This is a genomic window from Gluconobacter sp. P1C6_b (assembly GCF_018811945.1).
Classification (GTDB): Bacteria; Pseudomonadota; Alphaproteobacteria; order Acetobacterales; family Acetobacteraceae; genus Gluconobacter.
Window position 1 is genome coordinate 197083 of the sequence record NZ_JACRVU010000003.1, and the last position, 24822, is coordinate 221904.

The following is a 24822-nucleotide window of genomic DNA, read 5'->3' on the forward strand; positions in this document are numbered from 1 at the left end:
AATGGGAAACCCGAGAAACTGTTGGCACAGGAACAGTAAAGAAAGCGTTTAGCGACCCCAAAAGCATACGCCCCGGAGAAAACCTTTTTCAGGCCTTTTCCGGGGCGCTAGAGCATAAATCACGGCTACAGAACTGAAAGGCTCATCCCTTCAGAATTATGAAACGACCGGCACGCCATGCCTTAGGGATGGATCGCATCATAAGCCGGAGACCCCGCAAAAGGTCCGCGCGGGATGGTAGGCGCGCTGGGGCATACAGGCGGGTTGCCTTCCAGAGCCAGTGCCTGAACCGTATGCGTCGTCGTAGAGACCAGCCCCCTGACGGCCAGTTTCTGGTTCAGCCGGACACCTGCCAGAAGTTCGTCCGGCAGAATGATCGTGGTTCCATCGCGCAATTTCACGCCCGTAGGCGTGATGCCGGAGACGATCCCCTGCGTGACAGGCAGCGGCGACATGTCATAGACGCAGGGAGCAGCCTCTGCTGCAGAGACGGAGAGCGCCAGGACCAGACTGGCGAAAGCAAGATTTTTCAATGTCGGAAATGCCTCATGCCGGTGAATACCATGGCGATCCCGGCAGCATCTGCCGCATCGATCACCTCCTGATCGCGAATAGACCCGCCTGGCTGAATGACAGCCACAGCACCCGCTGCAACGACGCTCTCAAGACCGTCCGCGAAGGGGAAGAAGGCGTCCGAAGCCGCGACCGAACCGGTTGTCAGCGGTGCGCGTTCTCCGGCTTCCTTCGCAGCGTCCTCGCTCTTGCGCGCTGCAATACGTGCGCTGTCCACCCGGGACATCTGTCCGGCACCGATGCCGACTGTTGCCCCGTTACGGACATAGATGACAGCGTTTGACTTCACGTGTTTTGCAACACGGAACGCAAACAGCAGGTCCTTCATTTCCTGAGCCGTCGGTGCGCGTTTGGTCACGACCTTCAGATCGGCTTCCGTCACACGACCCGAATCACGGGTCTGAGCCAGGAAGCCCCCCGCTACGAAGCGGAACGCCAGTCCTTCCGCAGCCGGATCCGGCACGCCCTGAGTCAGCAGCAGACGCAGGTTCTTCTTGCGCGACAGGACTTCGATTGCTTCCGCATCGGCATCGGGAGCCACGATCACTTCGGTGAAGATCTTGCTGATCCTCTGGGCCGTAGCGCCATTCAGCGTCCGGTTGACTGCAACGATGCCACCGAAGGCGGAGACCGGATCACAGCGCAGGGCGGCGATCCAAGCCTGTTCCAGAGTGGTAGCAGAAGCCACACCACACGGATTGGCATGCTTGACGATCACAACCGTCGGTTCATCGAACTCGGCGACGGCTTCGAATGCGGCGTCCGTGTCGTTGATGTTGTTGTAGCTCAGGGCCTTCCCCTGAACCTGACGCGCACTTGCAACGCCCGGACGCTGGCTGCCGTCGCGATAGAAGGCGGCCTTCTGGTGCGGGTTCTCACCATAGCGCAGCAGATCATCGCGGGTCCCGCTCAGGGTCAGAACGGGAGGAAGGATCTCACCAGCCTGCTTCGCGAACCAGCGGGAGATCATGCTGTCATAAGCAGCCGTATGGGCATAGGCGAAAGCAGCGTAATCACGACGTTCCGCCAGAACCGTGCCGCCCTGTTCGAGAGAGGCGATGACAGCCGCATACTGCTGCGGATCGGTCAGGATCGTGACGTGATCGAAGTTCTTGGCAGCAGCGCGGATCATGGCTGGCCCGCCGATATCGATGTTCTCGATGCAGTCCTCGTCCCCTGCCCCAGACGCGACGGTCGCGGCAAAAGGATAGAGATTCACGCAGACCAGATCGATCGGCGCAATGCCGTGTTCCGCCATCTGCGCGACATGTGCCGGAAGATCGCGGCGTCCGAGGATGCCACCATGCACCTGCGGGACGAGGGTCTTGACCCGACCGTCCAGGATTTCAGGGAAACCGGTGTGTTCCGAGACATCCTTGACTGTCAGACCCGCTTCACGAAGGGCTTTCGCAGACCCTCCCGTCGAAAGCAGTTCCGCACCGTGGGCGGCGAGCGCACGCCCCAGTTCGATCAGTCCCGTCTTGTCAGAAACGGAGAGGAGGGCGCGACGGACGGGGAGTCGGGTCTCAGTCATGATGAGAATGAAATATCCTTCAAAACATGTCCGCGCAACCGCGAGTGATGCGCAGAGGGAGGAACATGACCCGGAACAGGGCCACTACCGGAAAATCCTGCCCAACCCAGAAGGCAGAGGATGGGCACAAGAAGCATGATTTCTCCGATCCCGCCAGTCCGGACATAAGGCCACAGCGAGAGTCGCGAGCGGCTGAGGGGCGCGAAGAGCTGGCATCCCCCTGTCGGAAGGTCGGCTGCGATATGCGTCCCTGCCCCCAGCAGAAGCGCGCCACAGGGCCCACGCAGGCTCTCGGGGCCCATCAGACCGTTCAGCACGGCCGCGGCCAGAAGCAGCATTATGCCGGAATGTGTAAGGCCACGATGACCAAAGGTCTTTGCCAGAAAACGGGAGAGAAATTTCAGCCGGCTGCCGAGCATGGAACGTTCGGTATCGATGTCTGGCAGAAGACTGCCCAGCAGTCCCGTGCAGACGGAGAGCGGTTCAGGCGACAGGATATGCCAGCGCATCGCGCACAACACGGCAAAGCCGCCAATCAGCAGATGGGAACGTCCGGTCACGCGCCCTATATGGTCTGCTTCGACGTGTCTCGCAAACCATTTGTTCACAAAACGTTCACGGATGCCGCAACATTCTGACGGCACCCGCAAAACGCTCGAAGATCAGATCGTGAAGAGCGCCGCAGCCGTGGCGCGCTGACGGACCTTGTCCGCATCGAACGCTCCGGCCGTGACCCAGGACCCGCCGACGCAGGTAACGGACGGCAGGGCCAGCCAGTCCGGCGCGCTCTCTTCCGTAATGCCGCCCGTGGGGCAGAAACGGACATTGCTGCCGAAAACGCTTGCCAGGCTCTTGAGCGCGGGAATGCCACCGTTCGTTACGGCCGGGAAGAACTTGAAGCGCGACAGGCCCAGATCCAGACCCCGCATGATGTCGCCCGCATTGGCCACACCCGGCAGGAACGGGACGTCATGCTCGACCGAAGCTTTTGCCAGCGCCTCGGTCAGACCCGGGCTGACGATGAAGCGCGCACCCGCCTTTACGGCATGGTCCATGTCGGACGGATTCAGCACTGTCCCCGCACCGACCAGCGCTCCCGGCACTTTCGACATTTCCTGAATGACTTCCAGAGCGCAGGGTGTGCGCAACGTGACTTCCAGCGTGGACAGTCCACCGGCCACCAGTGCCTCGGCCATCGGACGGGCCTGCGCCACGTCATTGACCACCAGTACCGGCATGACCGGACAGCGGCTCATGACGGCGTCGAGTTTGGCAGTATCGATCATCAGAACTCTTCCTTAGTGAATGTCGTCGCCAACGGCTTCGATCACGCGATCCATCTGGGCCAGCATCGCGGATCCGCCAGCCTCGGCCGGATCATGCACCGAACGCATCAGCGCGAACAGTTCGCGGCCCGTTCCCAATGCCGGGAGCGGCGGCGGAACCGGCTTGCGGCTCTCCCACTCGGCAGCATCCACCAGAACCTCGATCTGTCCCGTCACGGCGCAGACACGGATCATGTCGCCGTCCCGCACGCGGGCGATCGGTCCGCCAACCTGCGCTTCAGGACCAACATGAATGGCTGCCGGCACCTTGCCGCTCGCACCCGACATGCGTCCATCCGTCAGCAGAGCCACCTTGAAGCCGCGATCCTGAAGCACACCCAGAGTCGGGGTCAGCTTGTGAAGCTCCGGCATGCCGTTGGCTTCCGGTCCCTGGAACCGGACGACCACGACGACATCACGCTCCAGCTCGCCATTCTGATAGGCCGTGATGACATCATGCTGGTCCTGGAAAACCCGTGCCGGGGCTTCCACCGTCAGATGCTCGGCCGCAATGGCGCTGCTTTTGTAGATCGCGCGCCCCAGATTACCGGTCATCAGGCGCATACCGCCATCGGGACGGAAAGGCGCAGCAACATCGCGCAGGATATCGGTGTCCGTAGACGGCTTCGCATGGCTGTAGACGAGTTCGTCGCCTTCGAGCGAGGCACGGCGGGCGTAATCCGCGAAACCGCCACGCGAAACCGTCAGGATATCCTTGTGCAGCATACCGGCGCGCGTCAGTTCGGCGATCACGGTCGGCATACCACCTACGCGGTTGAACGCGTTCACGTCCTCGGAACCGCTCGGATAAACACGAGTGATCAGCGGAACCGCGGACGACAGGCGGCTGATATCTTCCCAGTCGATCAGGATACCGGCGGCACGGGCGATCGCCGGAAGATGAATCGAATGGTTGGTTGACCCCCCCGTGGCCAGCAGCCCCACCGCCGCGTTCACGATGGCCTTTTCATCCACGCAATGCGCCAGCGGGCGGACATCCTCGCCGTTCAGGCCGATTTCCGCCAGACGGTGGATTCCCGAGCGCGTCATGGCCTGACGCAGCTTCGTGTTGGGATTGATGAAGGCTGAGTCTGGCATCATCAGGCCCATGATCTCAACCATCATCTGGTTCGTATTGGCCGTGCCGTAGAAAGTGCAGGTGCCCGGGCTGTGATAGGAGGCGTTTTCTGCCTCCATCAGTTCGTCCTGCCCGACCTTGCCCTGCACATAGAGCTGGCGGATGCGCTGCTTTTCCTTGTTAGGCAAACCGGACGGCATCGGGCCTGCCGGGATCAGCATGGCCGGGAGATGACCGAAGCGCAGGGCGCCCATCAGAAGGCCCGGCACGATCTTGTCACAGATACCCAGCAGCGCCACGCCTTCGAACATACCGTGGCTCAGCCCGACCGCCGTGGACATGGCGATCACGTCACGGGAGAACAGGGAAAGCTCCATGCCCTCCTGCCCCTGCGTTACACCGTCACACATGGCCGGCGCGCCACCTGCTACCTGGGCCGTTGCACCAACTTCACGGGCGAACAGCTTGATCTGCTCAGGGTAGCGACCATAGGGCTGATGCGCCGAGAGCATGTCGTTATAGGTCGTGATGACGCCGATATTGGTCCCGGTGGGACGCATCAGATCCGGCTTGTCAGGACTTGATGCCGCGATGGCATGGGCCAGATTCCCGCAGGCCAGCTTGGGCCGGAGCACACCTTTGGCCCGGTTGCGCTCCATCAGGGCGAGATACCGACGTCGCGAGATTTTCGAACGCTCGATGATACGGGCAGTCACGCTCTCGACGACGGAATTCAGAGACATCTGGAAATACTCGCTACTCGGCTGATGCCTGCAATGCGTTCAGGAAAGGCCGACTTTCCGGCGCAAGGCACGGTATCGTGATTGAGGCACCGTACATACGGAAAGCCCCCCCCCAGAGCAAGCCATCCGCCCACGAAAACCTTGATATTCTCATTTTTATTTCAAGACATCATGCCTGATGCTCTCTTAGTTCCAAAAATAACACCATCAGAGCAACAATATGAATGATATATGTTAATACCGGTTTTCAGAAATCCCGCATGGCCAGGCACGGGCTCTGACGCGCAGACCGGGGCGCGACCGCAAAAGAAACCAGCGGACCCCACAGTCACTAAATGATCGGTAATTTGCCCGATCTGTCACCATGAAATATCCATGAGAGTCAGAACCGAATATTCACGGAGACGATATCATGAAATTCATTCCCGCCATGGCTGCAATTTCAGCCCTCCTTTGCGCAACACCTCTGGCTGGTGCCGCTTCACTTCACTCACATTGGGAGCAGTTCAAGGCACACCGGGCTTTTCATCACCTGTCCGCCGATGGACAGCGCGCCTTTCAGGATATCATGAACGCCCGCGATATCCTTCAGACGGGCGGCAAGCCCGAAGCCGCCATCCCCGCACTTTATGATGCCCAGAAGCGTCTCGCCGCCGCTGATAAGGCCGACAAGAAGTTTCAGGCCGCCGAAAACGATCTGCACCCCGCCCCGCAGCATCCTGTTGCAGCCAACCATCAGCCTGTCGTGGGACAGACTGACTGGCTCCCGGTGGGCGGTGAGTTCATCGTGAACGAAACGCTTGCTCCCGAAAAGAAGACGGCTGTCGCTTCGGCAAATGCGCAGCTGAAATCCGGCAATACGGATCAGGCCGCTGAAACCATGAAGGTCGTCGGCGAGGATGCGGACTTCATCCTGGCGCTTGCTCCCATCACGCCAGTTCAGGGCGCAGTCTATCGTGCAACCGTGTTCACGGAAGGCCATCATCCCCAGGACGCCGTTGACGCGCTGAACCAGGCTCTGGATTCGGTGATCTTCGTTTCCGAAAACGCCGTTGAAACACAGGCCCCGGCCACCGCGGCTCCGGCTCCGGCTCCGGCTCCGGCTCCGGCTCCGGCAGCTGCCACGAAGTAATCTTCAAGGGCCCCGCCCTCAGATAAAAAAAGCGCTGCAGGTCTGGCCTGCAGCGCTTTTTTTGTACCTGTTTTTTTAGAATGTCTCAGCTCCAGGCGGAGCCCTGTGCCGGAAGCAGGATCGTATTTTCCATGGCAACCAGACCAGCACCGATCTTCGGCGGCCACACACCGCTGGCCACGGCCTGAGCCCGGATTTCCAGACGGGCATTCATATCCGCATACGGCCAGATATGAGCCAATCGCGGTGTTCCCTCGATCGAGATCATCCCGCAAAGCAGCGGGGAGAGTTCCAGCCGTGCCGGAACAGCAGTGGCAAAAGCCTCTTCCACGTTCCCGACCTGTCCAAGCTTCAGATCGTAGCAGCGCCATTCATAGAGGCTGCCGTGCTCCCCGGCCGGAAGCAGCGGGGAAATGATACGCCAGCTTGTCACCGCGACATTCTGCACAGGTTCTTCAGGAATGGCTGCCAGCACATCCGGACGCCCTTCCAGAAGGGCATCATAGGTGTCAGCCGTCCGGAAGAGGACAACCCGGTTCAGGACACCGATCTCACTCACCCAGACGGCGAGCCCATCACGGCCCGTGAGAGCAGAAACCACCTGCGGCATCTGTCCGACGCGGACATCAAGAACGATGGTTTCTGCGTAACTCATGGGCTGTCTCCGGTTTATTTCCCTGCCTGCTGGGCAGCGACAAAGTTCTCCAGCCAGTGGATCGTATAATCCCCCTTCTGGAAAGACGGATCCGCCAAAATTTTCTGATGCAGCGGAATAACCGTTTTCACACCGTCAACCACACATTCATCCAGAGCACGCTGCATACGGGCAATGGCTTCGGCCCGGGTCGGAGCATGCACGATCAGCTTGGCGATCATGCTGTCGTAGTAAGGCGGGATGCGATAGCCAGCGTAGATCGCGCTGTCCATACGGACACCCAGCCCACCCGGAGCATGGAAAACCTTGATCGTGCCGGGGCTCGGCATGAAGGTTTCCGGATCTTCCGCATTGATGCGACACTCGATCGCATGGCCGGACATCTTGACGTCAGCCTGCGTGTAACCAAGCGGCTCACCGGATGCGATACGGATCTGCTCGCGCACGAGATCCACATTGCAGACCATCTCCGTCACCGGATGCTCGACCTGCAGACGCGTGTTCATCTCGATGAAGCAGAACTGACCGTCCTGATACAGGAACTCGAGCGTTCCGGCATTACGATACCCCATCCGTGACAGGGCCTCGGTCGCGGTGCGGCCGATTTCCTCACGCTCGGCATCCGTCAAGGCCGGCGAACCGGCTTCTTCCAGAAGCTTCTGGTGACGGCGCTGGAGCGAACAGTCACGCTCACCGAAATGCACGACATTACCGTGCGCATCGCCAAGGATCTGAAGCTCGATGTGACGCGGACGGTTGAGATACTTCTCAAGATAGACTTCGTCATTGCCGAAGGCTGCACGGGCTTCGGCACGGGCCACCGACCAGGCTTCCTCGATGTCGTCCGCCGTCATCGCGACCTTCATGCCGCGCCCACCGCCACCGGCAGCAGCCTTGATCAGGACCGGATAACCGACCTTCTCGGCGACTTCCCGGGCTGCCTGCAGATCCGGCAGGGCGCCGTCAGAACCCGGCACCAGCGGCACACCGAGCGCGCGCATGGTCGTCTTGGCCGTGATCTTGTCGCCCATCGTGCGGATGTGCTCGGCCGTCGGACCGATGAACGCGAGGCCGTGTTCTTCCACGGTCTCGGCGAACTCGGCGTTTTCCGACAGGAAGCCATAGCCCGGATGAATGGCGTCAGCACCCGTGATCGTTGCGGCCGAGAGAATGGCAGCCACGTTCAGATAGGAGTCGCGTGCGCTCGGCGGACCGATGCAGACGGCTTCATCGGCAAGACGCACATGCATCGCGTCGGCATCTGCCGTCGAATGCACGGCAACGGTTTTGATGCCCATCTCACGGCAGGCGCGCTGGATACGCAGCGCGATCTCGCCACGATTGGCAATGAGGACCTTGGAAATCATTACTCGATGATCGCCAGGGCTTCGCCGAACTCGACCGGCTGACCGGACTCGACCAGGAACTTCGTCAGCGTACCGGCACGCGGGGCCTTGATCTGGTTGAAGGTCTTCATGGCTTCAATCAGCATGATCGTCTGCCCGGCAGCGACCGGCTGACCTTCAACTGCGAATGGCGGGGAAGCCGGATCCGGCGTCAGATAGGCCACGCCGACCATCGGGCTCGGAACCATGCCCGGATGCTTGGCCGGATCTGCCGGAGCGGCCACGGGCACTGCAGCGACCGGGGCAACAGGTGCCGCCGGGGCGGCGGCCGGAGCAGCAGCCTGGACCACGCTGACATTGCGGGCCACACGGATCCGGCTGTCAGCTTCGGAAATCTCGATTTCGGTCAGGCCGGTTTCCGTCAGAATATCGGCCAATGCCCGAATGGCATCCTTGTCCACGAGCATACGGCTCATCCTTCGTCTTCGATCATGTCGGTTATTGCCTGAAGCGCGTGCGCGTATCCCCTGACGCCGAGGCCGCAGATCACGCCGATGGCGGCCTGCGAGACGTAGGTGTGATGACGGAACGGCTCCCTGCGATGGATATTGGAAATATGAACCTCAACCACGGGCAACTCGACCGCCAGAAGCGCATCGAGCAGGGCAATCGAGGTATGCCCGTAGGCGGCAGGATTGATCACGATTCCGTCTGCACGGCCGCGACATTCCTGCACCCAGGACACGAGTTCACCCTCTCCGTTCGTCTGGCGGAAATCAATGGCGACATCAAGCCGTTCGGCAGCCTGAATGCACACCTGCTCGACATCATCGAGCGTGGCGTGACCATAGATTCCGGGCTGGCGAAGACCCAGCATGTTGAGATTCGGACCGTTGAGAACGGTGATCAGAGGGCGTTTCATCTGGCCGCGCGATAGCACTTTCGGAGCTGTCATGAAAGCGTCATTGCCCTATTGCTGCCGTCTTCAGGGTGTCCAAAAGGGGACAGGGCCGCATTTTTGTGCTATCTGGTGCGATCTGAGCCCGTCCCGTCCACTGGAGAAGAACCTGATATAGTGCGCTTTGATCTGTCTGTCCTTCGCAATCCCCTACGTTCCATTCCCCTGCGCAGCATGACGTTCGCCGTGGCGCTTGCCGGGCTGGCCAGTCATCACGCCGCTCATGCGAGCGACGATTCTGCCGCTGATGGAACGCCGAAGACGAGCTGGGCAGACTCCGTTCGAGCCGCACTTGCAAACCGTGCCCACCAGGCCGCTCACGCTTGGTCCCAGCACGGTATGGCGAGCTGGTATGGACGGCATTTTCATGGACGGCGCACGGCCAGCGGGACGACATTCAACACCAACGATCTGACGGCAGCGCATCCTTCCCTGCCGCTCGGCACGAAGCTTCTTGTAACATCGCAGGATACGGGACGTTCCGTCGTGGTGACGGTCAATGACCGTGGGCCTTTCAACAGCCGCATCATCGACCTGTCCCATGCCGCTGCCGCAAAGATCGGCATGCTCGGCGCGGGCACGGCCCATGTCACGATTGCGAAGATAACGGATATCGCGCCGTCCATGCATCCCGCCACAGAGCCGGAAGTAGCCGAGGCGGATCCTTCGGACACGAGCGCACAGGCCATTCAGGCGTCAGGAACCAGCATCGCCCCCGCCTCACGGCAGGGCAGCGGCACACATCGTACACCGCACCACCATCACTGATCTTTACGGTGGCCTGACCTGACTGTCAGGCCGCCTCGGTCTGAGGAGGAACTTCCTGACTCTGACCCGCCCGGGCTTCGAGGCTGGCATTCAGCTCCGCCCCGAACAGCACCACATAAGCACTCACGAAAAACCACATCATGATGGCGGCCACGGCACCGAGCGGCCCGTAGGTTGCGCCGTAACTCGCGAAATGCGCGACATACCATGAGAAACCCAGCGACGTGATGACCCACAGGATGGTCGCCAGTGCCGAACCCGGAAAAATCCAGCGCCACTGCGTATGCACGCGACAGGGCGCAAAGCGGTAGAGCAGTGTCACAGCGATAAAGACGAACAGCAGCATCAGCAGCGGCGCGAGCGTGTGCACGACCATCGGCGCGCCGTAAGAGAGCAGCAGATCAACCGGAAATGGCGGATCGCTCAGGAAACTGACATGACGCGGCAGGTAATCCACCAGTGCCGGTGCGGCCACCATCAGAGCCAGTGTCAGCGCAGCCCCCAGAATGGCCGTCAGCGTAGTGGACAGTGCGATGGCCTGGAACTTCAGGAAGCTCCGGGTTTCCTGTGCATTATAGGCCATGTTGAGCGCGGAAAGGATCGACTTCGTGCTTGCCGAAGCCGACCACAGGGCGACCGCGAGCGAGAAGATCAGCCCGATCGTCAGTGACGAATGAGGCTGAGAAATCAGTTCGTGAATCCGGTCCCCGATCAGATCGTAAGCCGAGGGCGGCAGGAGATGCCGGAGGACTTCGAGCTGCGGCTCGACTGTCTGCAGGTCGAACGCCAGACCGTAGAGGGAAATCAGGCTGGAAATGGCCGGGAAAAGGGAAAGCGTGGCATAGAAGGCGCAACCCGCAGCCGACAACGATGTCTGGCTTGAGCCCACTTCGGCAAACAGATGCTTCGCGATGACGCGCCAAGCCGCATGGTGCAGCCGGTCCGGAGACGATGCAGCATCCGAATCAGCCGTGCCTGCCGCAGCAGGTGAATGTCCGGCTTCCGAAGGTACGGCATGTCCCGACACGGTTCGGGAGCCGGAGAGGGTCGCAGATTCGGGTGTCAAACTCACGCAGGGTGTCCTCGGCAGTTTCCTGTTGGGGGCAGCAGTCTTGGCGTCTTTGCCGCTTTGTACCGGGCTGTCCGTAACGAACAGTCCGGATTGAACGACATGAGCCATGTACAGACGCGGAAGATGCCTTCAGCGTTCCGAATTCGCCCTGATTCAGCTCACCAATATTGGTAAAACCATCACAATGCAAAATTATCGGTTGCGTGACGGGTGATTTGGTCTCATATCCCGCCCTCACGCAGCAACGCACGTGCCACTGGCCCACTCGAGGTTACGCAACGACGTCAAGCGTTCTGGCCTTCAGGAATCCACCCTTTACGGATTCCCGCTATTCGCCGGTCCGTTCGACCGTTTCGCAACATACTCGCAGGGCGATATCGTTCCCTGACGAGTCCGGTTCTGGGAATTGAGTGTCATGACTCCCAAAATCACCCGCTTCCTTGCCGAGCAGCAGCCGGCAACCCCTTGCCTCGTCGTCGATCTCGACGTCGTCGGGGCGCATTACCGTGCCCTGCACGATGCGCTCCCGGAAGCGAAAATCTATTACGCCATCAAGGCCAACCCGGCCCCGGCCATCCTCGACCGCCTCGTTGCCCTGGGCTCGTCCTTCGATGTCGCATCCCCTGCGGAAATCCGGATGTGCCTGGACGCCGGCGCGACACCGGACCGGATTTCCTACGGCAACACGCTGAAGAAAGCCGAGTGGATCCGCGAAGCGCATGATCTGGGCATCAGCCTGTTCGTTTTCGACAGCATCGAAGAACTGGAAAAGCTTGCAAAGCATGCTCCTGGTGCGCGCGTTTTTTGCCGCCTCGCAGTCGAGAACGAAGGCGCGGACTGGCCCCTGTCGCGCAAGTTCGGCACCACGCTGAGCAACGCGCGCGCGCTGATGCTGCGTACCCGTGAACTGGGCCTGAAGCCTTACGGCCTGTCCTTCCATGTCGGCAGCCAGCAGACGGGAGTTGCCGCCTACGATCATGCAATCGCCAAGGCTGCAGGGCTTTATCATGACCTGCGCGCGCAGGGTGTCGACCTTCAGATGCTCAATCTGGGTGGTGGATTCCCGACGCATTACCGCGAGAACGTGCCCTCTGTTCAGGATTTCGCCGACACGATCCATGCGTCCCTCAAAACGCATTTCCCGGACGGTGCTCCTGAAATCCTGCTGGAGCCGGGCCGCTACATGGTCGGGCAGTCCGGCGTGGTGTCGAGCGAGGTCATTCTCGTCAGTCGCCGCGGCGGCGCCGTAACTGATCCGCGCTGGGTCTATCTTGATATCGGACGCTTCGGTGGCCTGGCCGAGACGGAAGGTGAAGCCATCCGCTACACTTTCCGCACGTCCCGCGATTCAGAGGATGCCACCCGCTCTCCCTGCGTGGTCGCCGGCCCAAGCTGCGACGGCGTGGACATCATGTACGAGAAGAACCGAATCCCGCTACCGGACTCTCTGGAATGTGGGGACCGCGTCGAGATCCTCGCCACGGGCGCGTATGTCTCGACCTACTGCTCCATCGGCTTCAACGGCTTCCCGCCGCTGACTGAATATTACATCTGAAAACGGCCTCTCCGGACCAATCGGGGTCCGGAGGCATTTTCCTTTACCCGTCTCTCTGGACGCAGGTGTGAAGCCTGCCGATATGGGACAGACAGGCATTCCTGTCTGTCATCCAGGGGAAGGTTTTTTCATGAAGCTCAGCGCACGTAACCAGCTCAAGGGCCGGATCACGAATATTCTCAAGGGCGCGACGACGTCCCACATCACCATCGATGTCAACGGCACGGTCATCACCAGCGCCATTACCAACGAAGCCGTCGCGGATCTTGGCCTCGAAATCGGCAAAGAGGCCTATGCCGTCATCAAGGCCTCCAGCGTCATGGTCGGCGTAGACTGATTGTTCCGCAAGCGCTTCGGGAGCCTAAACTCCTGAAAGACGCTTCCAGCCCGGACTGGTATCCCAGCGCGGATAGCAGATCATCTGCGGAAATTTCGAGGTTCAGGCAGGCTATCCAGCAGAACCCGACCACTCCGACAGCCAGCAGCAGCAGACACACCGTCATGTGTTCCAGCTCCTCAAGTCCCGGACGCTGCGGTGTTGCCCCGTTCCGGGCGGGGCGTCCGCTCAGCGACATCATCAGTGCATCACCCGGCTGGCGTCATGCGACATGCCAGCATGTAAAGGCCCGCTATCCTGCGGCCACAGAACCCGCATCCGAGACGGGCTGACCGATCGCCAGCGGTTGATCGAGGACAGCGCCCCTCCCCCCGAAATGGTGGTCTCGTCTTTCAGCAGTTTCTTGGGTAGCCAGTGCCCGGCTCCCCCAAGACAGTCCGCCAGCAGGGTCAGCGCGGTGGCCAGGCAGCCCTGAACGAACCTGTCGGGGAAGACTTCGGCAAGCAGTACGAAAACCTCGCGCTGGCCCTCGTTCTGGGCTGCGATGATCCCTCGCAGGAAACGTTCCTCCAGAGAGGTCAGGGACTGCATGCCCGGTGCGTTCACCGCAAGGCGTGGCTGATCCGCAACCTTCAGAAGATGGGTGGCGTCCGCAAAAGCCCCTTCCGCGGCATCAAGGGCCGGGCGAAAACAGGCGGGAAACAGACCATCAGTCGTTTTTGTCTCGGGACAGCTTGGCAAGCGGTAATGGCTGATGAGGCAGCGGATACTCCACAGCGCGAGCCGTTCACAGCAGCAGAGGTCGGACAGGGAAAGCGACAGCCGTGTCATGGGAAAACTCCGAATCAGCAGAACCGGAGTCACCCTAATTGAGAATGATTTGCAATTACAACTTAAAAACGCTCCGCAGGGCATAAAGATACGGCCCTGCGGAAACGCTCAGTCAGTGATGATGGTGGCCGCAGCTTCCATGATCGTGGCCGTGGTCAGGGTCATGCGTCCCGGTCTCCGAGGCGCGCGGCGCGCTCTGGCAGTGATGACAGGCCACCCATTCGGCATCCCCGTCCAGATAATGCTCTTTCTTCCAGATGGGCACCCGGTGCTTGATCTCGTCGATGATGTAACGACAGGCGCGGAACGCCGCATCCCGGTGAGGTGCCGACACGCCGATCCAGACCGCGACATCCCCGACCTTCAGGCTCCCCGTGCGGTGCATCGCCACGGCCTGGCTGATCTCGAAACGCTCCAGCGCCTCGGCCACGATCCGCTCGCCTTCAAGCTGGGCCAGCGCCTCATAGGATTCATATTCCAGACCATCCACCGGACGGCCCTCGTTCCTGTTACGGACCCAGCCTTCAAAGGTGCAGAATCCACCTGCCTCGGCCAGATGCAGATCCTCACGCAGCATGTTCAGATCCACGGGCGCGGACGCCATGCGAAAGCGGCTCATCCGCCCGTCACCGGCGGGATGAACACGATATGGTCCCCGTCCTTCAAAGCCTGTGTCCAGGGCGCGAAATCGCCGTTGATCGCCACGCGGAGCTTCGAGGCTTCGAACGGAAAGGCGTATTTTTCGCGGAGCTCCTCGTAAAGCGGTCCCACGGTCACGCATGCAGTCTCAAGCGACTGTTCGCGCGTTCCGGCCAATTCCCGTAGTTGCGCGAAATATTCCAGTGTCAGACGAATCATCGGCCCTCCCGGCAGATCCTTCAGACGCCGGGCCGCATCGTCGCGTTCCTCCGGCGTGTTGATGTTATCGAGCGCACCACGCCGATGCGGTTCCAACAGCTTCGTCGGGCTGTTGATCAGGAGCTTACGCGGGCAGATCCGCCCACCCACGACCTGCTTTTCCAGTCGATCGAGCGCTTCCGGCTCCCAGATGGCGCAGAGCGGCTCCGGCAGACCATCAAACTCGCTACGATAGGACACTGCGACATGGCATGCGTCCCGCGCTGCAATCAGGGTATCGAGCGTGCCCCGGTCCAGCATCGGCAGATCACAGGCCAGAACCAGCCAGGCCACACCCGGATAAGCCCGATGGGCCGACAGCAGACCCGCCGCCGGTCCATCGACGTCCACCGCATCGACAATCTGTGGAAAGCTGGACCGCAGAGGATCGGCCGTCTGGTCCGGCCTCACCGAGACGAAGCATTTTTCCACCAAAGGAGACAGGACGTCGAACGCCACCTGAAGCTGCGGCTTGCCGTGATAGTCGAGCGCGGCCTTGTCCGTTCCCATGCGTTTGCTGGCACCGCCCGCAAGGATCAGACCGTAAAGTGGTGTCATGATTCAATCCGCTGGAAGTCGCGTTTTCCGCCGGCCTTGCCCATCAGCCGCACTTCACGAATGACCATGTCATGGGACATGGCCTTGCACATATCATAGATCGTAAGCGCGGCCACGGAGGCACCCGTCAGCGCTTCCATTTCCACGCCCGTGCGCCCCTTGCAAGACACGCGGCAGTCGATTACCGCCTCATCACCTTCGATCGTGATGTCCACCCGACAGCCACTGAGCGACAGCGGATGACACAGCGGAATCAGCTGCGACGTCGATTTCACGCCCATCACGCCCGCAATCTGCGCCACGGTCAGCACCGCACCCTTGGCCGTCATGAACCCGGCATCCGACAGGGTCCGCGCCATCTCGGACGGGAAAACCAGACGTGCCTGGGCATGAGCGCTGCGTTCGGTCACATCCTTGCCGCTGATATCGACCATGCGCGGATCCTCGCCGCGCTCGTTGACATGGGTGAGCGTCTTCATTGTCTTCGATCTCCCGGTCGGGTCACCTAATTCTAACCGCCGATATAGTTCATCTCGATGCGGCGTCGTGCTGGCGCATCCGAAGAGGCGGCCCGCTCCTCACTATACCTGTCCGTCCGGCCGCGCCACACCCCGGCCAGAAGGTCCCGCAGAGCTGCGTCATCCGCATCGCTACGCAGAAGCGTGCGGAGATCCGTCCCTTCCGAGGCGAACAGACAGGTATAAAGCTGCCCTTCCGACGACAGGCGGGCGCGAGAACAGTCTCCGCAGAACGGCGCCGTGACGGAAGAAATGAAACCAACTTCTCCGGCCCCGTCGCAATAGCGGTACCGCTGCGCCACTTCCCCGCGATAATGCGCATCCACCGGCTCAAGCGGCCAGCACGCATCAATCCGCTCGCGCAGTTCACGGGACGGGACCACTTCGGCGCGCTCCCAGTGATTGCGCGTTCCAACATCCATGTATTCGATGAAGCGCAGCACGACCCCGGTATGACGAAAGCGTTCGGCCAGAGCCTCGACACCCGCATCGCTCAGCCCGCGCTGAATGACGGTATTGAGCTTCACACCTCCGGAAAATCCAGCCTGTGTGGCACTGTCGATCGCCTCCAGAACCGGTTCAAGCTGCGCCCGGCCGCCACTCATCCGCGCAAACACTGCCGGATCCAGACTGTCGAGACTGACCGTCACGCGGTTCAGCCCGGCCTCTTTCAGATCCCGCACATGCCGCTCCAGCAGGACGCCATTGGTGGTCAGGGCAATGTCTTCCACACCCTCAATGGCGGCCAGACGCGCTACGAGTTCCGGCAGTTTTGGACGCAGCAGCGGCTCCCCACCCGTCAGGCGCAGCTTGCGGACGCCGAGCGAGACCGCCACACGCGCAACACGTTCGATCTCGTCGAAGCTCAGGCGTTCTTTCGGTTCCAGAAAGCGGAAATGTTCGTGATAGGTCGCTTCCGGCATGCAGTAGGGGCAACGGAAATTGCAGCGGTCCATGACGGAAATCCGCAGATCATGCAGCGGACGGCTGAAGCGATCTGCCAGAACAGGCGTCTGGTTACCAGCCATGAAACATCGCAGCTGTTCCACGGGGAGCCACACCTTCACCGCGCGGCAGTTCCATAAATCCGTCCGTAGACGCCAGGAAACTGAAATCACCGGAGGTCGGCATCGGGCACGGCGTTGCGAGAGCCTGTCCCGTAGCGTCATGACGGAGTTTGACCGGCAGAAACCGGGTGAGCGTCGGGATCAGATCGGCTTCTGCATCGAGCATGACCGTGTAAGGCTCGGGACGGCAGAGCCCCTGTCCGGCCAGAAGCATGGGCATGACATAACGCACGCCGCAGGTCGTGGCAGACACCGGATTGCCCGGCAGACCGAACACGCGCTGTCCCTCTGGCCCCACACCAAACCACAGCGGCTTGCCCGGACGCTGTGCCACCTTGTGGAAGACCCGCTCCACCCCGATTTTCGACAGCGCTTTGGGGACATGATCGAACGCCCCCATCGACACACCGCCGCTCAGGATCAGGACGTCATGACGCGAGAGCTGTTCGCGCAGGGCCACGACCGTCTCCGCAAGATCATCGGGTACAACGGACCGCTCGATGCAGTTGAACCCGCGCGACAGCAGAGCACCCGTCAGGGCATATTCGTTGGAGCGCCGGATTTCCCAGTCCCGCACAGGGGCGCTGACATCCACAAGCTCATCGCCCGTCGCCACGATCCCGATAGACGGAATCCGCGATACGCTGACCTGCGCATGACCATTTCCCGCCAGAACCGCGAGGGCGGGGCCATCAAGGCGCTGGCCTGGCGCGAGGAGTTCCGTTCCTGCGGCACAGTCGGACCCCCGGCGATGGATGAACTGCCCCTTGCGCGGCTCATAATCCTCTTCAAAGCGAATCAGCCGACCTTCACGCACAAGACGTTCGACCGGAACAACCGTATCCGCACCGTCTGGCAGCACGGCACCCGTCATGACTTCGAGGCAGACATGCCCCTCCGGCAATACCTGCCCGGGTGCCCCGGCACGCTGGATTCCGTGCGATATCAGCGTCGGACCGCTCCCGTGGCGGAAGGCAATGCCGTCCATCATCACCCGGTCATAGGGTGGCTGGGCGCGTTCGGCGCGGACCGTCTGCCGGAGGATGCGCCCGGCCGCCATCGTCAGATCAACCGTCTCGGTCCCGAAGCTACCGGCATAATCCAGCACAAGCTCCATGGCCCGTGTAACGCTCAGGAGTTCACTCATTTCCGCTCCGGTCGCTGCCGTGTCTGTTCCGCTGGCTGAAGTGCCGACGCTGTATTCCCTGCCGATATAGACCTCATGGCCGAAGGATCAACAGTCTGAGGGTGAAAGGGTATGTCATAATCGTCTTTGGCGTTACCCTTATGCCACCAAAGAACATCAGGACCCCTCCATGACGGCCGCGGCACAGTTTTCTCCCCTTCCCCAGTGGCCGCTTTATGGCCTGACAGATGACCTGTTTCCCGCACTGGAACGCTGGTCCGCTGAGGGAAAACTCGCTGCCCTGGCAACGTTGGTCAGCATCACCGGCTCTTCCCCGCGTCCGCTGGGGAGCGAAATGGCGATCTGCGAGGACGGAGAGGTTCAGGGCTATGTGTCCGGCGGCTGCGTGGAAGCAGCCGTGCGCGCGGAGGCCCTGGAGAGCCTGAAAGACGGACAGCCACGGATGCTGGATTATGGCGCGGGCAGTCCGGTTCTGGACATCCAGCTGACCTGTGGTGGCCGCATCGGAATTTTCGTGCGCGCCCTGCCTGACCTGGCAGCTCATGTCGCTACCCTCAAGGCCGCGCGGGAAAACCGCCGCCCCATTACGCTTCTGACCGATCTCGACACCGGGGCCATGCAGTTCTGCGCGGAAGCACGTGCTACCGGTCTGGAAGGCCGGATGTTCGTCCGCCAGTACCTGCCGCCCCTGCGTCTGATCCTCTCTGGCGGGGATCCCATTACGCTTGCGCTCCTGAGCCTGTCCCCCCTCATGGGCCTCGAGACCACCCTGCTCCGGTCCTACGGTCCCCCCGAACCGCCGCCCGGCCTCTCGCCCACACGCTATATCCGCGGCAGTCTGGACGCGGCCCTTCCCACGCTCTCACTCGATCGATGGACAGTTGTCTACAGCCTGACGCACGACGCTCTTTCGGACCTGACGCTCACAGCCCATGCCCTGAAATCCGAGGCATTCTGCGTCGGCATTCTCGGAAGCCGGCGCAAGATTCCGGGCCGGCTTGAAGCCCTCAGGACGGCCGGGGTCCCGGAAGAAGCATTCAGCCGCCTGCACCTGCCCGCGGGACTGGAAATCGGCGCCCGGACCCCGATGGAAATCGCGCTCTCCATCCTGACCCAGATGATCGCGACGCGGCCACGATGATCCGCCATTCCGCCCTTCTTCTGGCGGCAGGGGGAAGCACCCGCCTCGGTCGTCCCAAACAGCTTCTGAGCATCAACAGTGTCCCTCTGGTGCGACATATCGCCCGGCTCCTGCTGGCAACGCGACCGGAGCATCTTGTTGTCGTGACGGGCGGTGCTGAAGCCGCGATACAACAGACCCTTGCTGGGCTCGATGTCGTTCTGGTGCGGAATGAAGACTGGCAGACCGGCATGGCGTCATCGCTCAGATGCGGTCATCAGGCGCTCGCCGGGAGCAGCCTCCCGCTCCTGATCGCCGGAACGGATCAGCCCTGCCTGACCGAGCGGCATCTTCACGTTCTGCTGGAACAGGACGCCGATGGGAAAGATGTCATCACGTCTTATGGCGAAGACGGGCGGGGCATTCCGGTACTGCTAAGCCCGACAACACAAGAACGTATCCAGGACCTGCAGGGCGATACCGGCCTGCGGCAACTCTGGAAGAACACGCAAACTGCGCCGATCTGCGTCTGCGCGCCCGAACTCGGCTTCGATATCGACACGCCGGAACAGCTTGATGCTGCGGTTCGTGCCGGCTGGATCGACCGGGACTGAAAAGCCGGGCTCTTTACGAACCCGGCTGACAGGCGTCAGGAAATGCGGTGGATCCAGCCATGGACGTCGTTGGTGCGACCACCCTGCACATCCGTCAGGGTCTTCTTGAGCTGCTGCGAGACCGGGCCGGGCGTCTTGCCGTCCCCAAACACGGCGTCACCCGTCGGACGCACGAATTTGCCGATCGGCGAAAGAACCGCCGCCGTGCCGCAGGCGAAGGCTTCCGTGTATTTGCCCGACGCTGCACCCGAGAAAAGCTCGTCGATATCGACCGGCTCTTCAAGCACCTCGATCCCTTGATCGGCGGCAAGCTGGATCAGGCTGTTGCGGGTAATGCCACGCAGGATGGTGCCACCCAGAGGCGGAGTGACGATCTTGCCGTCCTTGCGAACGAACATCACGTTCATGCCGCCCATTTCCTCAACGAAGCGACGCTCCCGCGCATCAAGGAACAGAACCTGGTCGCAGCCCTTGTCCTTGGCTTCCGCCTGGGCAATCAGGCTGCCGGCATAGTTACCGCCACACTTGGCTTCACCCGTGCCACCGATGGCAGCGCGCGTGTAGTGCTCGGACACCCAGACGGAGACGCAGCCAGCGCTGAAATAGGCGCCGACCGGACATGCGATGACGATGAACAGGTATTCCGTCGCCGGCTTCACGCCCAGGAACACTTCGTTGGAGATCATGAACGGACGCAGATAAAGGCTCTGCCCCTCACCAGACGGCACCCAGTCCTGATCCACCCGCACCAGCTCATCCACGGCCTGAACGAACAGATCTTCCGGCAGCTCGGCCATGCCCATGCGCCGGGCGGAAGCGGCAAAGCGCGATGCATTCGCTTCGGGACGGAAGGTGGCGACATGACCGTCCTTCTCGCGATAGGCCTTCATCCCCTCGAAAATCTCCTGCCCGTAATGCAGGACTGTCGAAGCCGGATCGATGCTCAGCGGGCGGCGCGGCGTAATTTTCGCATCATGCCAGCCCTTGTCAGCGGAGTAGCTGATGAGGGCCATATGATCAGTGAAAACACGTCCGAAAGACGGGTTGGCGAGCAGTTCGGTCCGCTTCACGGGATCGGTCGGGGTTTCGGTCTTTTCAATGATGAAGGGCGTCATGGGGAAAACATCTTCCGAAGATTCTGGTCTCAAAAACAGCGACTCCACTCTGCCATACATGCTTCCCGGTGGCGATACGGAAAGTTTGTTTCGTTTTGAATTTATTTATTGGAATTAAAATCCGATATTGAGGCTATTTTAGGTTTTTTCTTCAAAACAAAGCTCATGTTTCCCGAAATCAGACACAAAAAAACCCGGCCATTTCTGGCCGGGTTTTCCGTCGTCCGAAAAGGCTGAAGGATCAGCGCTTCGAGAACTGGAAGGAACGACGTGCCTTCGCACGGCCGTACTTCTTACGCTCGACAATACGGCTGTCACGCGTCAGGAAGCCGGCAGCCTTCAGAATGCCGCGCAGGCTCGGCTCGTAGTACGTCAGTGCACGGGAGATACCGTGACGGACAGCACCAGCCTGACCGGACAGACCACCACCGGTCACCGTGCAGTACACGTCGAACTGGTTGTAGCGGTCAGCAATCAGGAACGGCTGCGTGAGGAGCATACGCAGGACCGGACGGGCAAAATACGTCGTGACCGGACGGCCGTTGACGATGATGTCACCCTTGCCAGGCTTGATCCACACGCGGGCCACGGCGTCCTTACGACGGCCGGTTGCGTAGGAACGGCCCTGGGCATCACGCTTGACTTCGTGAACCGGGGCGGCGTTGGAGGTAACGGCAGGAGCAACGCTCGCAAGGTCCTGCAGCGTGCCGGTGCGCTCTTGGGTCTCGGACATGATACAGGCCTTACGACTCGTGGGTTACGGTGTTTTTGCGGTTCATCGCAGCAACGTCCAGCTTGACAGGCTTCTGGCCGTCATGCGGATGCTCGGAACCGGCATAGACATACAGGTGCTTCATCTGGGCGCGCTGCAGAGGACCACGGGTGATCATGCGCTCGACGGCCTTCTCGACAACTTCACCCGGGTTCTTGCCCGTAAGACGCTGCGTGATGGTGCGCCCCTTGATACCGCCCGGGTGACCCGTGTGGTAGTGGAACAGCTTCTGGCCAACCTTGTTGCCCGTCAGAACGACCTTCTCGGCGTTGATGACGACGATGTTGTCGCCGCAATCAACGTGCGGGGTGAACTGCGGCTTGTGCTTTCCGCGCAGGCGGGTGGCGATGATGGTGGCGAGACGGCCGAGAACGAGCCCTTCGGCGTCGATCAGCACCCAGTTCTTCGTCACCTCCGCTGGCTTCAGCGAACGTGTGGTCTTCATTAGTGACATTCCAGCTTGGGGCACGACCCTCAGGCCGCACCGTGGATGGCGCTTGCAAAGAAAAGACGATGCTCGAAAGCACCCTCTTTTCCGGCGAAGCGGATCAGGTGGGGCCTTATTGCCGTCTCCAGCGCGCGCGTCAAGCCCCGTTCACACATTGAATTATGTGATTCGCAGGAGTTTTCCGCCATTTTTAGCTATATGGTATCCTGTTACCGCAACAAAAACGACGTCTGCATTGCTCCGTGTCGCGACAATGGTATCCTGCCGCAACACAGACCGTTCGCGCCCGACGCCTGTGCGGGGCCGTTTCAGACAGGAACATCAACGTGAAAAGACCCTGGCTCACGGCGAGCCTGATTTCGGTAACGGCCGTGATCGGCATGGCCGGCGTTCACCACGAAGCCCACATGGAGCTGGTCCGCGGCCTTTCAAGCTTCCGCGCGGCTCTTCCGCCCGGGACGACATTTACTTATGGAAGTGCGCACCCGGCCATCCTCTCGCTAGGGGCGACCCTGACCGATATCACCCTGCGGGACGGGTCACTTACCCTGCGCGCCTCCCGGATGCGGCTGGGCCATCCCCGTCCGACACCGGATGGTGGCCTCTCCATCCGCGCCGTTGAAGTCCGCGAGCCGTTCCTTCAGACGCCGACACAGATCATCCATGGAAGCACGCTCAGCCTGCGCCAGCTGGTTCTGCCGCCCTCCCGGCCCGCAACGGAGGGCCATTCCCGAATCGATCCGGCACATATCGCTCTTGCTCACGGGCAGATCGAACAGCTTTCGGTCCAGAACCTCGTCCCGTCGCCCTCACCCGGCCCGATCAATGTGCATAGCCTGTTTTCCGGTCGTCTCACGCTGGACAACTACGGTCCCGCCCTCGTCACAACGCTACGCACCGAAGGGTCGACCATCGCGTACGAGCGGACTGTTCACGCCCCCGGTCAGGAGCCGCAGCTTGTCAGCGGGCAGGCCAGTCTGGAGCGGCTGGACCTGAAGCAGAAGGATCTCGCCGCACAGGTTGCAGCCCTGTGGGACCACCATCCCCTGCCGCCGCACATGGCCCCGCCCGAGAGTTTTGCGGCCCGTAATTTCAGGCTGAGCATGACATCAGGCACAATCCGGCTCGATGAACTGCACGGGACGGGAACGCTTAAGAACCAGACCGCGACCATGACGCAGGATCTGAAGGGCTTCCATTTCCAGAGCGACGAGAAGCTGCCTTTCCCGATCAACGGCGCAGGCTCGACCGCCCACTCTGTCCAGATCTCGAATCTGGACGATCACACCTCCCAAACCGACGCATCCCTCACAGTCCCGGGCTTCATGACCCTGACGGCCAGTGCCCGGACCGTTCAGACGGATTTTGCGCAAGGCCATTCCTCTCCGCAGCAGATGCTCCAGTCGACGGCCCTGCAGAAGGTGACCTTCTCGCTGAAGGGAGACAGGCTTCTCGATACCGGTTTTGTCCTGTCCGCCCGGCAGGCCGGGAATGGCATGACGGCGGACCAGCTTCGCCAGCAGGCCGCGCAGGTTCTGCAGACGGCCCTTTCCGTCAATCCGGCGCTGAGCGCGATTCCGGATTATGTCGCCAATCCGGCTGGCCGCATCCTGACGGTAACCTATGCTTCCGGAACACCCGTCTCCCTCCGGGTCCTCAATGACGCCTTTTCTTCCCCGGCCTCGATGCTGGCATTTCTCGCATCCCCCGACCTGAAGGCTTCCGCGCAATGACGACCGGCAACATCCCAGACCCGTCATCGCCTGCGAAGGGCCCGGTCTGCATCATCGGCGCCAGCGGACGCTCGGGGTCCGCGCTCTGCCGCGCCCTTCTGGCTGAAGGTCAGAAAATCATTGCCGTCGTGCGCAGCCAGGGCAATCTCGCGCCCGACATCGCCGAAGCCTGTCAGGCCGTGCGGATCGCAGACCTCACGGACAGTGCCACGCTTGAACTGGCGTTCGAAAATGCGGCCGTTGTCGTCAACACGGCCCATGCGCGCCACCTGGCCGCCATTCTGGCCGCCACGAAAGCCCCTATCGTAGCGCTGGGCAGCACCCGCAAATTCACGCGCTGGCCCGACGAACACGGACGGGGCGTTCTGGCGGGTGAGGCCGCCCTCAAGGCCGACGGTCGCCCGTCGATCATCCTGCATCCGACCATGATCTATGGTGCTCAGGGCGAAGACAATGTGCAGCGGCTGGCGAAGCTTCTGGAACGTCTGCCCGTCATCCCCCTTCCCGGTGGTGGCCGCGCCCTTGTTCAGCCCATCGAGCAGCGGGATGTCACGCGCTGTCTGGTCTCGGCCATACATCTGATCCAGAACGGAGACGTCACGGGGCCGGAGAGCATCGTGATTGCTGGTCCGACGGCGGTGGCTTACCGGACCTTCGTGCGCATGGTGCTGTATTTTGCAGGGCTTGGCGGCCGTCCCATCATCTCCCTGCCGGGATGGATGCTCATGGCGCTGTCTCATCTGACGCGGCATATCCGCAGGCTGCCGCAGATCGCGCCGGAAGAAATCCGCCGCCTTCTGGAAGACAAGAATTTCGATGTCGGTCCGATGGAGCAGCGTCTGGGCGTCATCCCTGTTCCGCTCGCCAACGGGCTGCACCACCTCTTCGGCCACCGAACGCACCAGAAGCAGGAGCCCTGATCCGCG

At 61.3% G+C, this 24822-nt stretch carries 28 protein-coding genes; 8 read left to right on the forward strand and 20 right to left on the reverse strand.

Going from position 1 to position 24822, the window contains the following annotated elements:
* Positions 1-182: 182 nt before the first annotated feature.
* The 5 genes from KP701_RS04110 to edd all read right to left on the reverse strand — a co-directional run bounded on the left by KP701_RS04110 (position 183) and on the right by edd (position 5253).
* The gene (locus KP701_RS04110) at positions 183-533 is read right to left on the reverse strand and encodes a hypothetical protein (RefSeq protein ID WP_215745849.1); all 351 of its coding nucleotides are present in this window, start codon (positions 531-533) and stop codon (positions 183-185) included.
* Positions 530-2107 carry a bifunctional phosphoribosylaminoimidazolecarboxamide formyltransferase/IMP cyclohydrolase gene (purH, locus tag KP701_RS04115; protein WP_215745850.1) on the reverse strand — a complete coding sequence of 526 codons (1578 nt, stop codon included), beginning with the start codon at positions 2105-2107 and terminating at the stop codon, positions 530-532. Before purH ends, KP701_RS04110 begins: the two co-directional genes overlap by 4 nt.
* Positions 2104-2667, reverse strand: coding sequence for a metal-dependent hydrolase (locus tag KP701_RS04120; RefSeq protein ID WP_215745851.1), 564 nt, complete (start codon positions 2665-2667; stop codon positions 2104-2106). Before KP701_RS04120 ends, purH begins: the two co-directional genes overlap by 4 nt.
* A 102-nt stretch (positions 2668-2769) precedes the next feature.
* Entirely contained in the window at positions 2770-3393 is a 624-nt protein-coding gene (eda, locus tag KP701_RS04125) for a bifunctional 4-hydroxy-2-oxoglutarate aldolase/2-dehydro-3-deoxy-phosphogluconate aldolase (protein WP_215745853.1), read from the reverse strand.
* 12 nt (positions 3394-3405) lie between these two features.
* The gene (edd, locus tag KP701_RS04130) at positions 3406-5253 is read right to left on the reverse strand and encodes a phosphogluconate dehydratase (RefSeq protein WP_215745854.1); all 1848 of its coding nucleotides are present in this window, start codon (positions 5251-5253) and stop codon (positions 3406-3408) included.
* A gap of 412 nt (positions 5254-5665) precedes the next feature.
* Here edd and KP701_RS04135 point away from each other — a divergent pair, with 412 nt between their 5' ends.
* Complete coding sequence (locus KP701_RS04135) at positions 5666-6385, forward strand: YfdX family protein (protein WP_215745855.1); 720 nt, start codon at positions 5666-5668, stop codon at positions 6383-6385.
* An 85-nt stretch (positions 6386-6470) separates the two neighbouring features.
* Here the strand turns inward: KP701_RS04135 and KP701_RS04140 are convergent, their stop codons facing one another.
* Genes KP701_RS04140 through aroQ form a run of 4 tightly spaced genes read right to left on the reverse strand, consistent with a single transcriptional unit; the run spans position 6471 to position 9308 of the window.
* Positions 6471-7040 (reverse strand): NIPSNAP family protein, encoded by a 570-nt coding sequence (locus KP701_RS04140; RefSeq protein WP_215745857.1) that lies wholly within the window; start codon positions 7038-7040, stop codon positions 6471-6473.
* A 14-nt stretch (positions 7041-7054) separates the two neighbouring features.
* Positions 7055-8407 carry an acetyl-CoA carboxylase biotin carboxylase subunit gene (gene accC, locus KP701_RS04145; protein WP_011252019.1) on the reverse strand — a complete coding sequence of 451 codons (1353 nt, stop codon included), beginning with the start codon at positions 8405-8407 and terminating at the stop codon, positions 7055-7057.
* A complete protein-coding gene (locus KP701_RS04150) occupies positions 8407-8862 on the reverse strand; it encodes an acetyl-CoA carboxylase biotin carboxyl carrier protein subunit (RefSeq protein ID WP_215745858.1) in 456 nt (151 codons plus the stop codon). The genes accC and KP701_RS04150 overlap by 1 nt, the downstream gene beginning before the upstream one ends.
* Positions 8859-9308, reverse strand: coding sequence for a type II 3-dehydroquinate dehydratase (gene aroQ, locus KP701_RS04155; protein ID WP_041112562.1), 450 nt, complete (start codon positions 9306-9308; stop codon positions 8859-8861). The genes KP701_RS04150 and aroQ overlap by 4 nt, the downstream gene beginning before the upstream one ends.
* A 153-nt stretch (positions 9309-9461) precedes the next feature.
* On the opposite strand from aroQ, the gene KP701_RS04160 reads away from it, so the two are divergent.
* The gene (locus KP701_RS04160) at positions 9462-10112 is read left to right on the forward strand and encodes a septal ring lytic transglycosylase RlpA family protein (protein WP_215745859.1); all 651 of its coding nucleotides are present in this window, start codon (positions 9462-9464) and stop codon (positions 10110-10112) included.
* A 25-nt stretch (positions 10113-10137) separates the two neighbouring features.
* On the opposite strand, the gene KP701_RS04165 is transcribed toward KP701_RS04160, so the two are convergent.
* Positions 10138-11139 (reverse strand): YihY/virulence factor BrkB family protein, encoded by a 1002-nt coding sequence (locus tag KP701_RS04165; protein ID WP_371818888.1) that lies wholly within the window; start codon positions 11137-11139, stop codon positions 10138-10140.
* Between the two features lie 460 nt (positions 11140-11599).
* Here KP701_RS04165 and KP701_RS04170 point away from each other — a divergent pair, with 460 nt between their 5' ends.
* Together KP701_RS04170 and KP701_RS04175 are read left to right on the forward strand one after the other, a co-directional pair.
* Complete coding sequence (locus KP701_RS04170) at positions 11600-12739, forward strand: type III PLP-dependent enzyme (protein WP_305798395.1); 1140 nt, start codon at positions 11600-11602, stop codon at positions 12737-12739.
* Positions 12740-12869: 130 nt separating this feature from the next.
* Positions 12870-13076 (forward strand): molybdopterin-binding protein, encoded by a 207-nt coding sequence (locus KP701_RS04175; RefSeq protein WP_215745864.1) that lies wholly within the window; start codon positions 12870-12872, stop codon positions 13074-13076.
* Here KP701_RS04175 and KP701_RS04180 read toward each other — a convergent pair.
* From KP701_RS04180 to KP701_RS04210, 7 genes are all read right to left on the reverse strand, one after another.
* The gene (locus tag KP701_RS04180; protein WP_215745866.1) at positions 13057-13317 is read right to left on the reverse strand and encodes a hypothetical protein; all 261 of its coding nucleotides are present in this window, start codon (positions 13315-13317) and stop codon (positions 13057-13059) included. The two genes, KP701_RS04175 and KP701_RS04180, sit on opposite strands and share 20 nt — an antisense overlap.
* On the reverse strand, positions 13317-13907 hold the full coding sequence (locus KP701_RS04185) for a hypothetical protein (RefSeq protein ID WP_252345373.1): 591 nt from the start codon (positions 13905-13907) through the stop codon (positions 13317-13319). The genes KP701_RS04180 and KP701_RS04185 overlap by 1 nt, the downstream gene beginning before the upstream one ends.
* Positions 13908-14019: 112 nt before the next feature.
* Positions 14020-14526 (reverse strand): molybdenum cofactor biosynthesis protein MoaE, encoded by a 507-nt coding sequence (locus KP701_RS04190; RefSeq protein ID WP_215745869.1) that lies wholly within the window; start codon positions 14524-14526, stop codon positions 14020-14022.
* Positions 14523-15362, reverse strand: a complete 840-nt coding sequence (locus KP701_RS04195; RefSeq protein WP_215745871.1) for an NTP transferase domain-containing protein — start codon at positions 15360-15362, stop codon at positions 14523-14525. The genes KP701_RS04190 and KP701_RS04195 overlap by 4 nt, the downstream gene beginning before the upstream one ends.
* Entirely contained in the window at positions 15359-15841 is a 483-nt protein-coding gene (moaC, locus tag KP701_RS04200; protein ID WP_062447451.1) for a cyclic pyranopterin monophosphate synthase MoaC, read from the reverse strand. The genes KP701_RS04195 and moaC overlap by 4 nt, the downstream gene beginning before the upstream one ends.
* A 32-nt stretch (positions 15842-15873) precedes the next feature.
* The gene (moaA, locus tag KP701_RS04205; RefSeq protein WP_215745872.1) at positions 15874-16908 is read right to left on the reverse strand and encodes a GTP 3',8-cyclase MoaA; all 1035 of its coding nucleotides are present in this window, start codon (positions 16906-16908) and stop codon (positions 15874-15876) included.
* Entirely contained in the window at positions 16898-18094 is a 1197-nt protein-coding gene (locus KP701_RS04210) for a molybdopterin molybdotransferase MoeA (protein WP_215745873.1), read from the reverse strand. The genes moaA and KP701_RS04210 overlap by 11 nt, the downstream gene beginning before the upstream one ends.
* Before the next feature lie 169 nt (positions 18095-18263).
* Between KP701_RS04210 and KP701_RS04215 the strand changes: the two genes are divergently transcribed.
* A complete protein-coding gene (locus KP701_RS04215; RefSeq protein ID WP_215745874.1) occupies positions 18264-19235 on the forward strand; it encodes an XdhC family protein in 972 nt (323 codons plus the stop codon).
* Positions 19232-19828: an NTP transferase domain-containing protein gene (locus tag KP701_RS04220; protein WP_252345374.1), complete on the forward strand. Its 597-nt coding sequence runs from the start codon at positions 19232-19234 to the stop codon at positions 19826-19828. Before KP701_RS04215 ends, KP701_RS04220 begins: the two co-directional genes overlap by 4 nt.
* A 35-nt stretch (positions 19829-19863) precedes the next feature.
* Here KP701_RS04220 and KP701_RS04225 read toward each other — a convergent pair whose 3' ends face one another.
* The 3 genes from KP701_RS04225 to rplM all read right to left on the reverse strand — a co-directional run bounded on the left by KP701_RS04225 (position 19864) and on the right by rplM (position 22160).
* Positions 19864-20943 carry a branched-chain amino acid aminotransferase gene (locus KP701_RS04225; RefSeq protein ID WP_215745875.1) on the reverse strand — a complete coding sequence of 360 codons (1080 nt, stop codon included), beginning with the start codon at positions 20941-20943 and terminating at the stop codon, positions 19864-19866.
* A 241-nt stretch (positions 20944-21184) separates the two neighbouring features.
* Positions 21185-21676 carry a 30S ribosomal protein S9 gene (gene rpsI, locus KP701_RS04230; protein ID WP_011252035.1) on the reverse strand — a complete coding sequence of 164 codons (492 nt, stop codon included), beginning with the start codon at positions 21674-21676 and terminating at the stop codon, positions 21185-21187.
* A gap of 10 nt (positions 21677-21686) precedes the next feature.
* A complete protein-coding gene (gene rplM / locus KP701_RS04235; protein ID WP_215745877.1) occupies positions 21687-22160 on the reverse strand; it encodes a 50S ribosomal protein L13 in 474 nt (157 codons plus the stop codon).
* Between the two features lie 329 nt (positions 22161-22489).
* On the opposite strand from rplM, the gene KP701_RS04240 reads away from it, so the two are divergent.
* Entirely contained in the window at positions 22490-23896 is a 1407-nt protein-coding gene (locus KP701_RS04240) for a hypothetical protein (protein WP_215745879.1), read from the forward strand.
* Positions 23893-24816: an SDR family oxidoreductase gene (locus KP701_RS04245; RefSeq protein WP_215745880.1), complete on the forward strand. Its 924-nt coding sequence runs from the start codon at positions 23893-23895 to the stop codon at positions 24814-24816. The genes KP701_RS04240 and KP701_RS04245 overlap by 4 nt, the downstream gene beginning before the upstream one ends.
* Positions 24817-24822 lie beyond the last annotated feature (6 nt).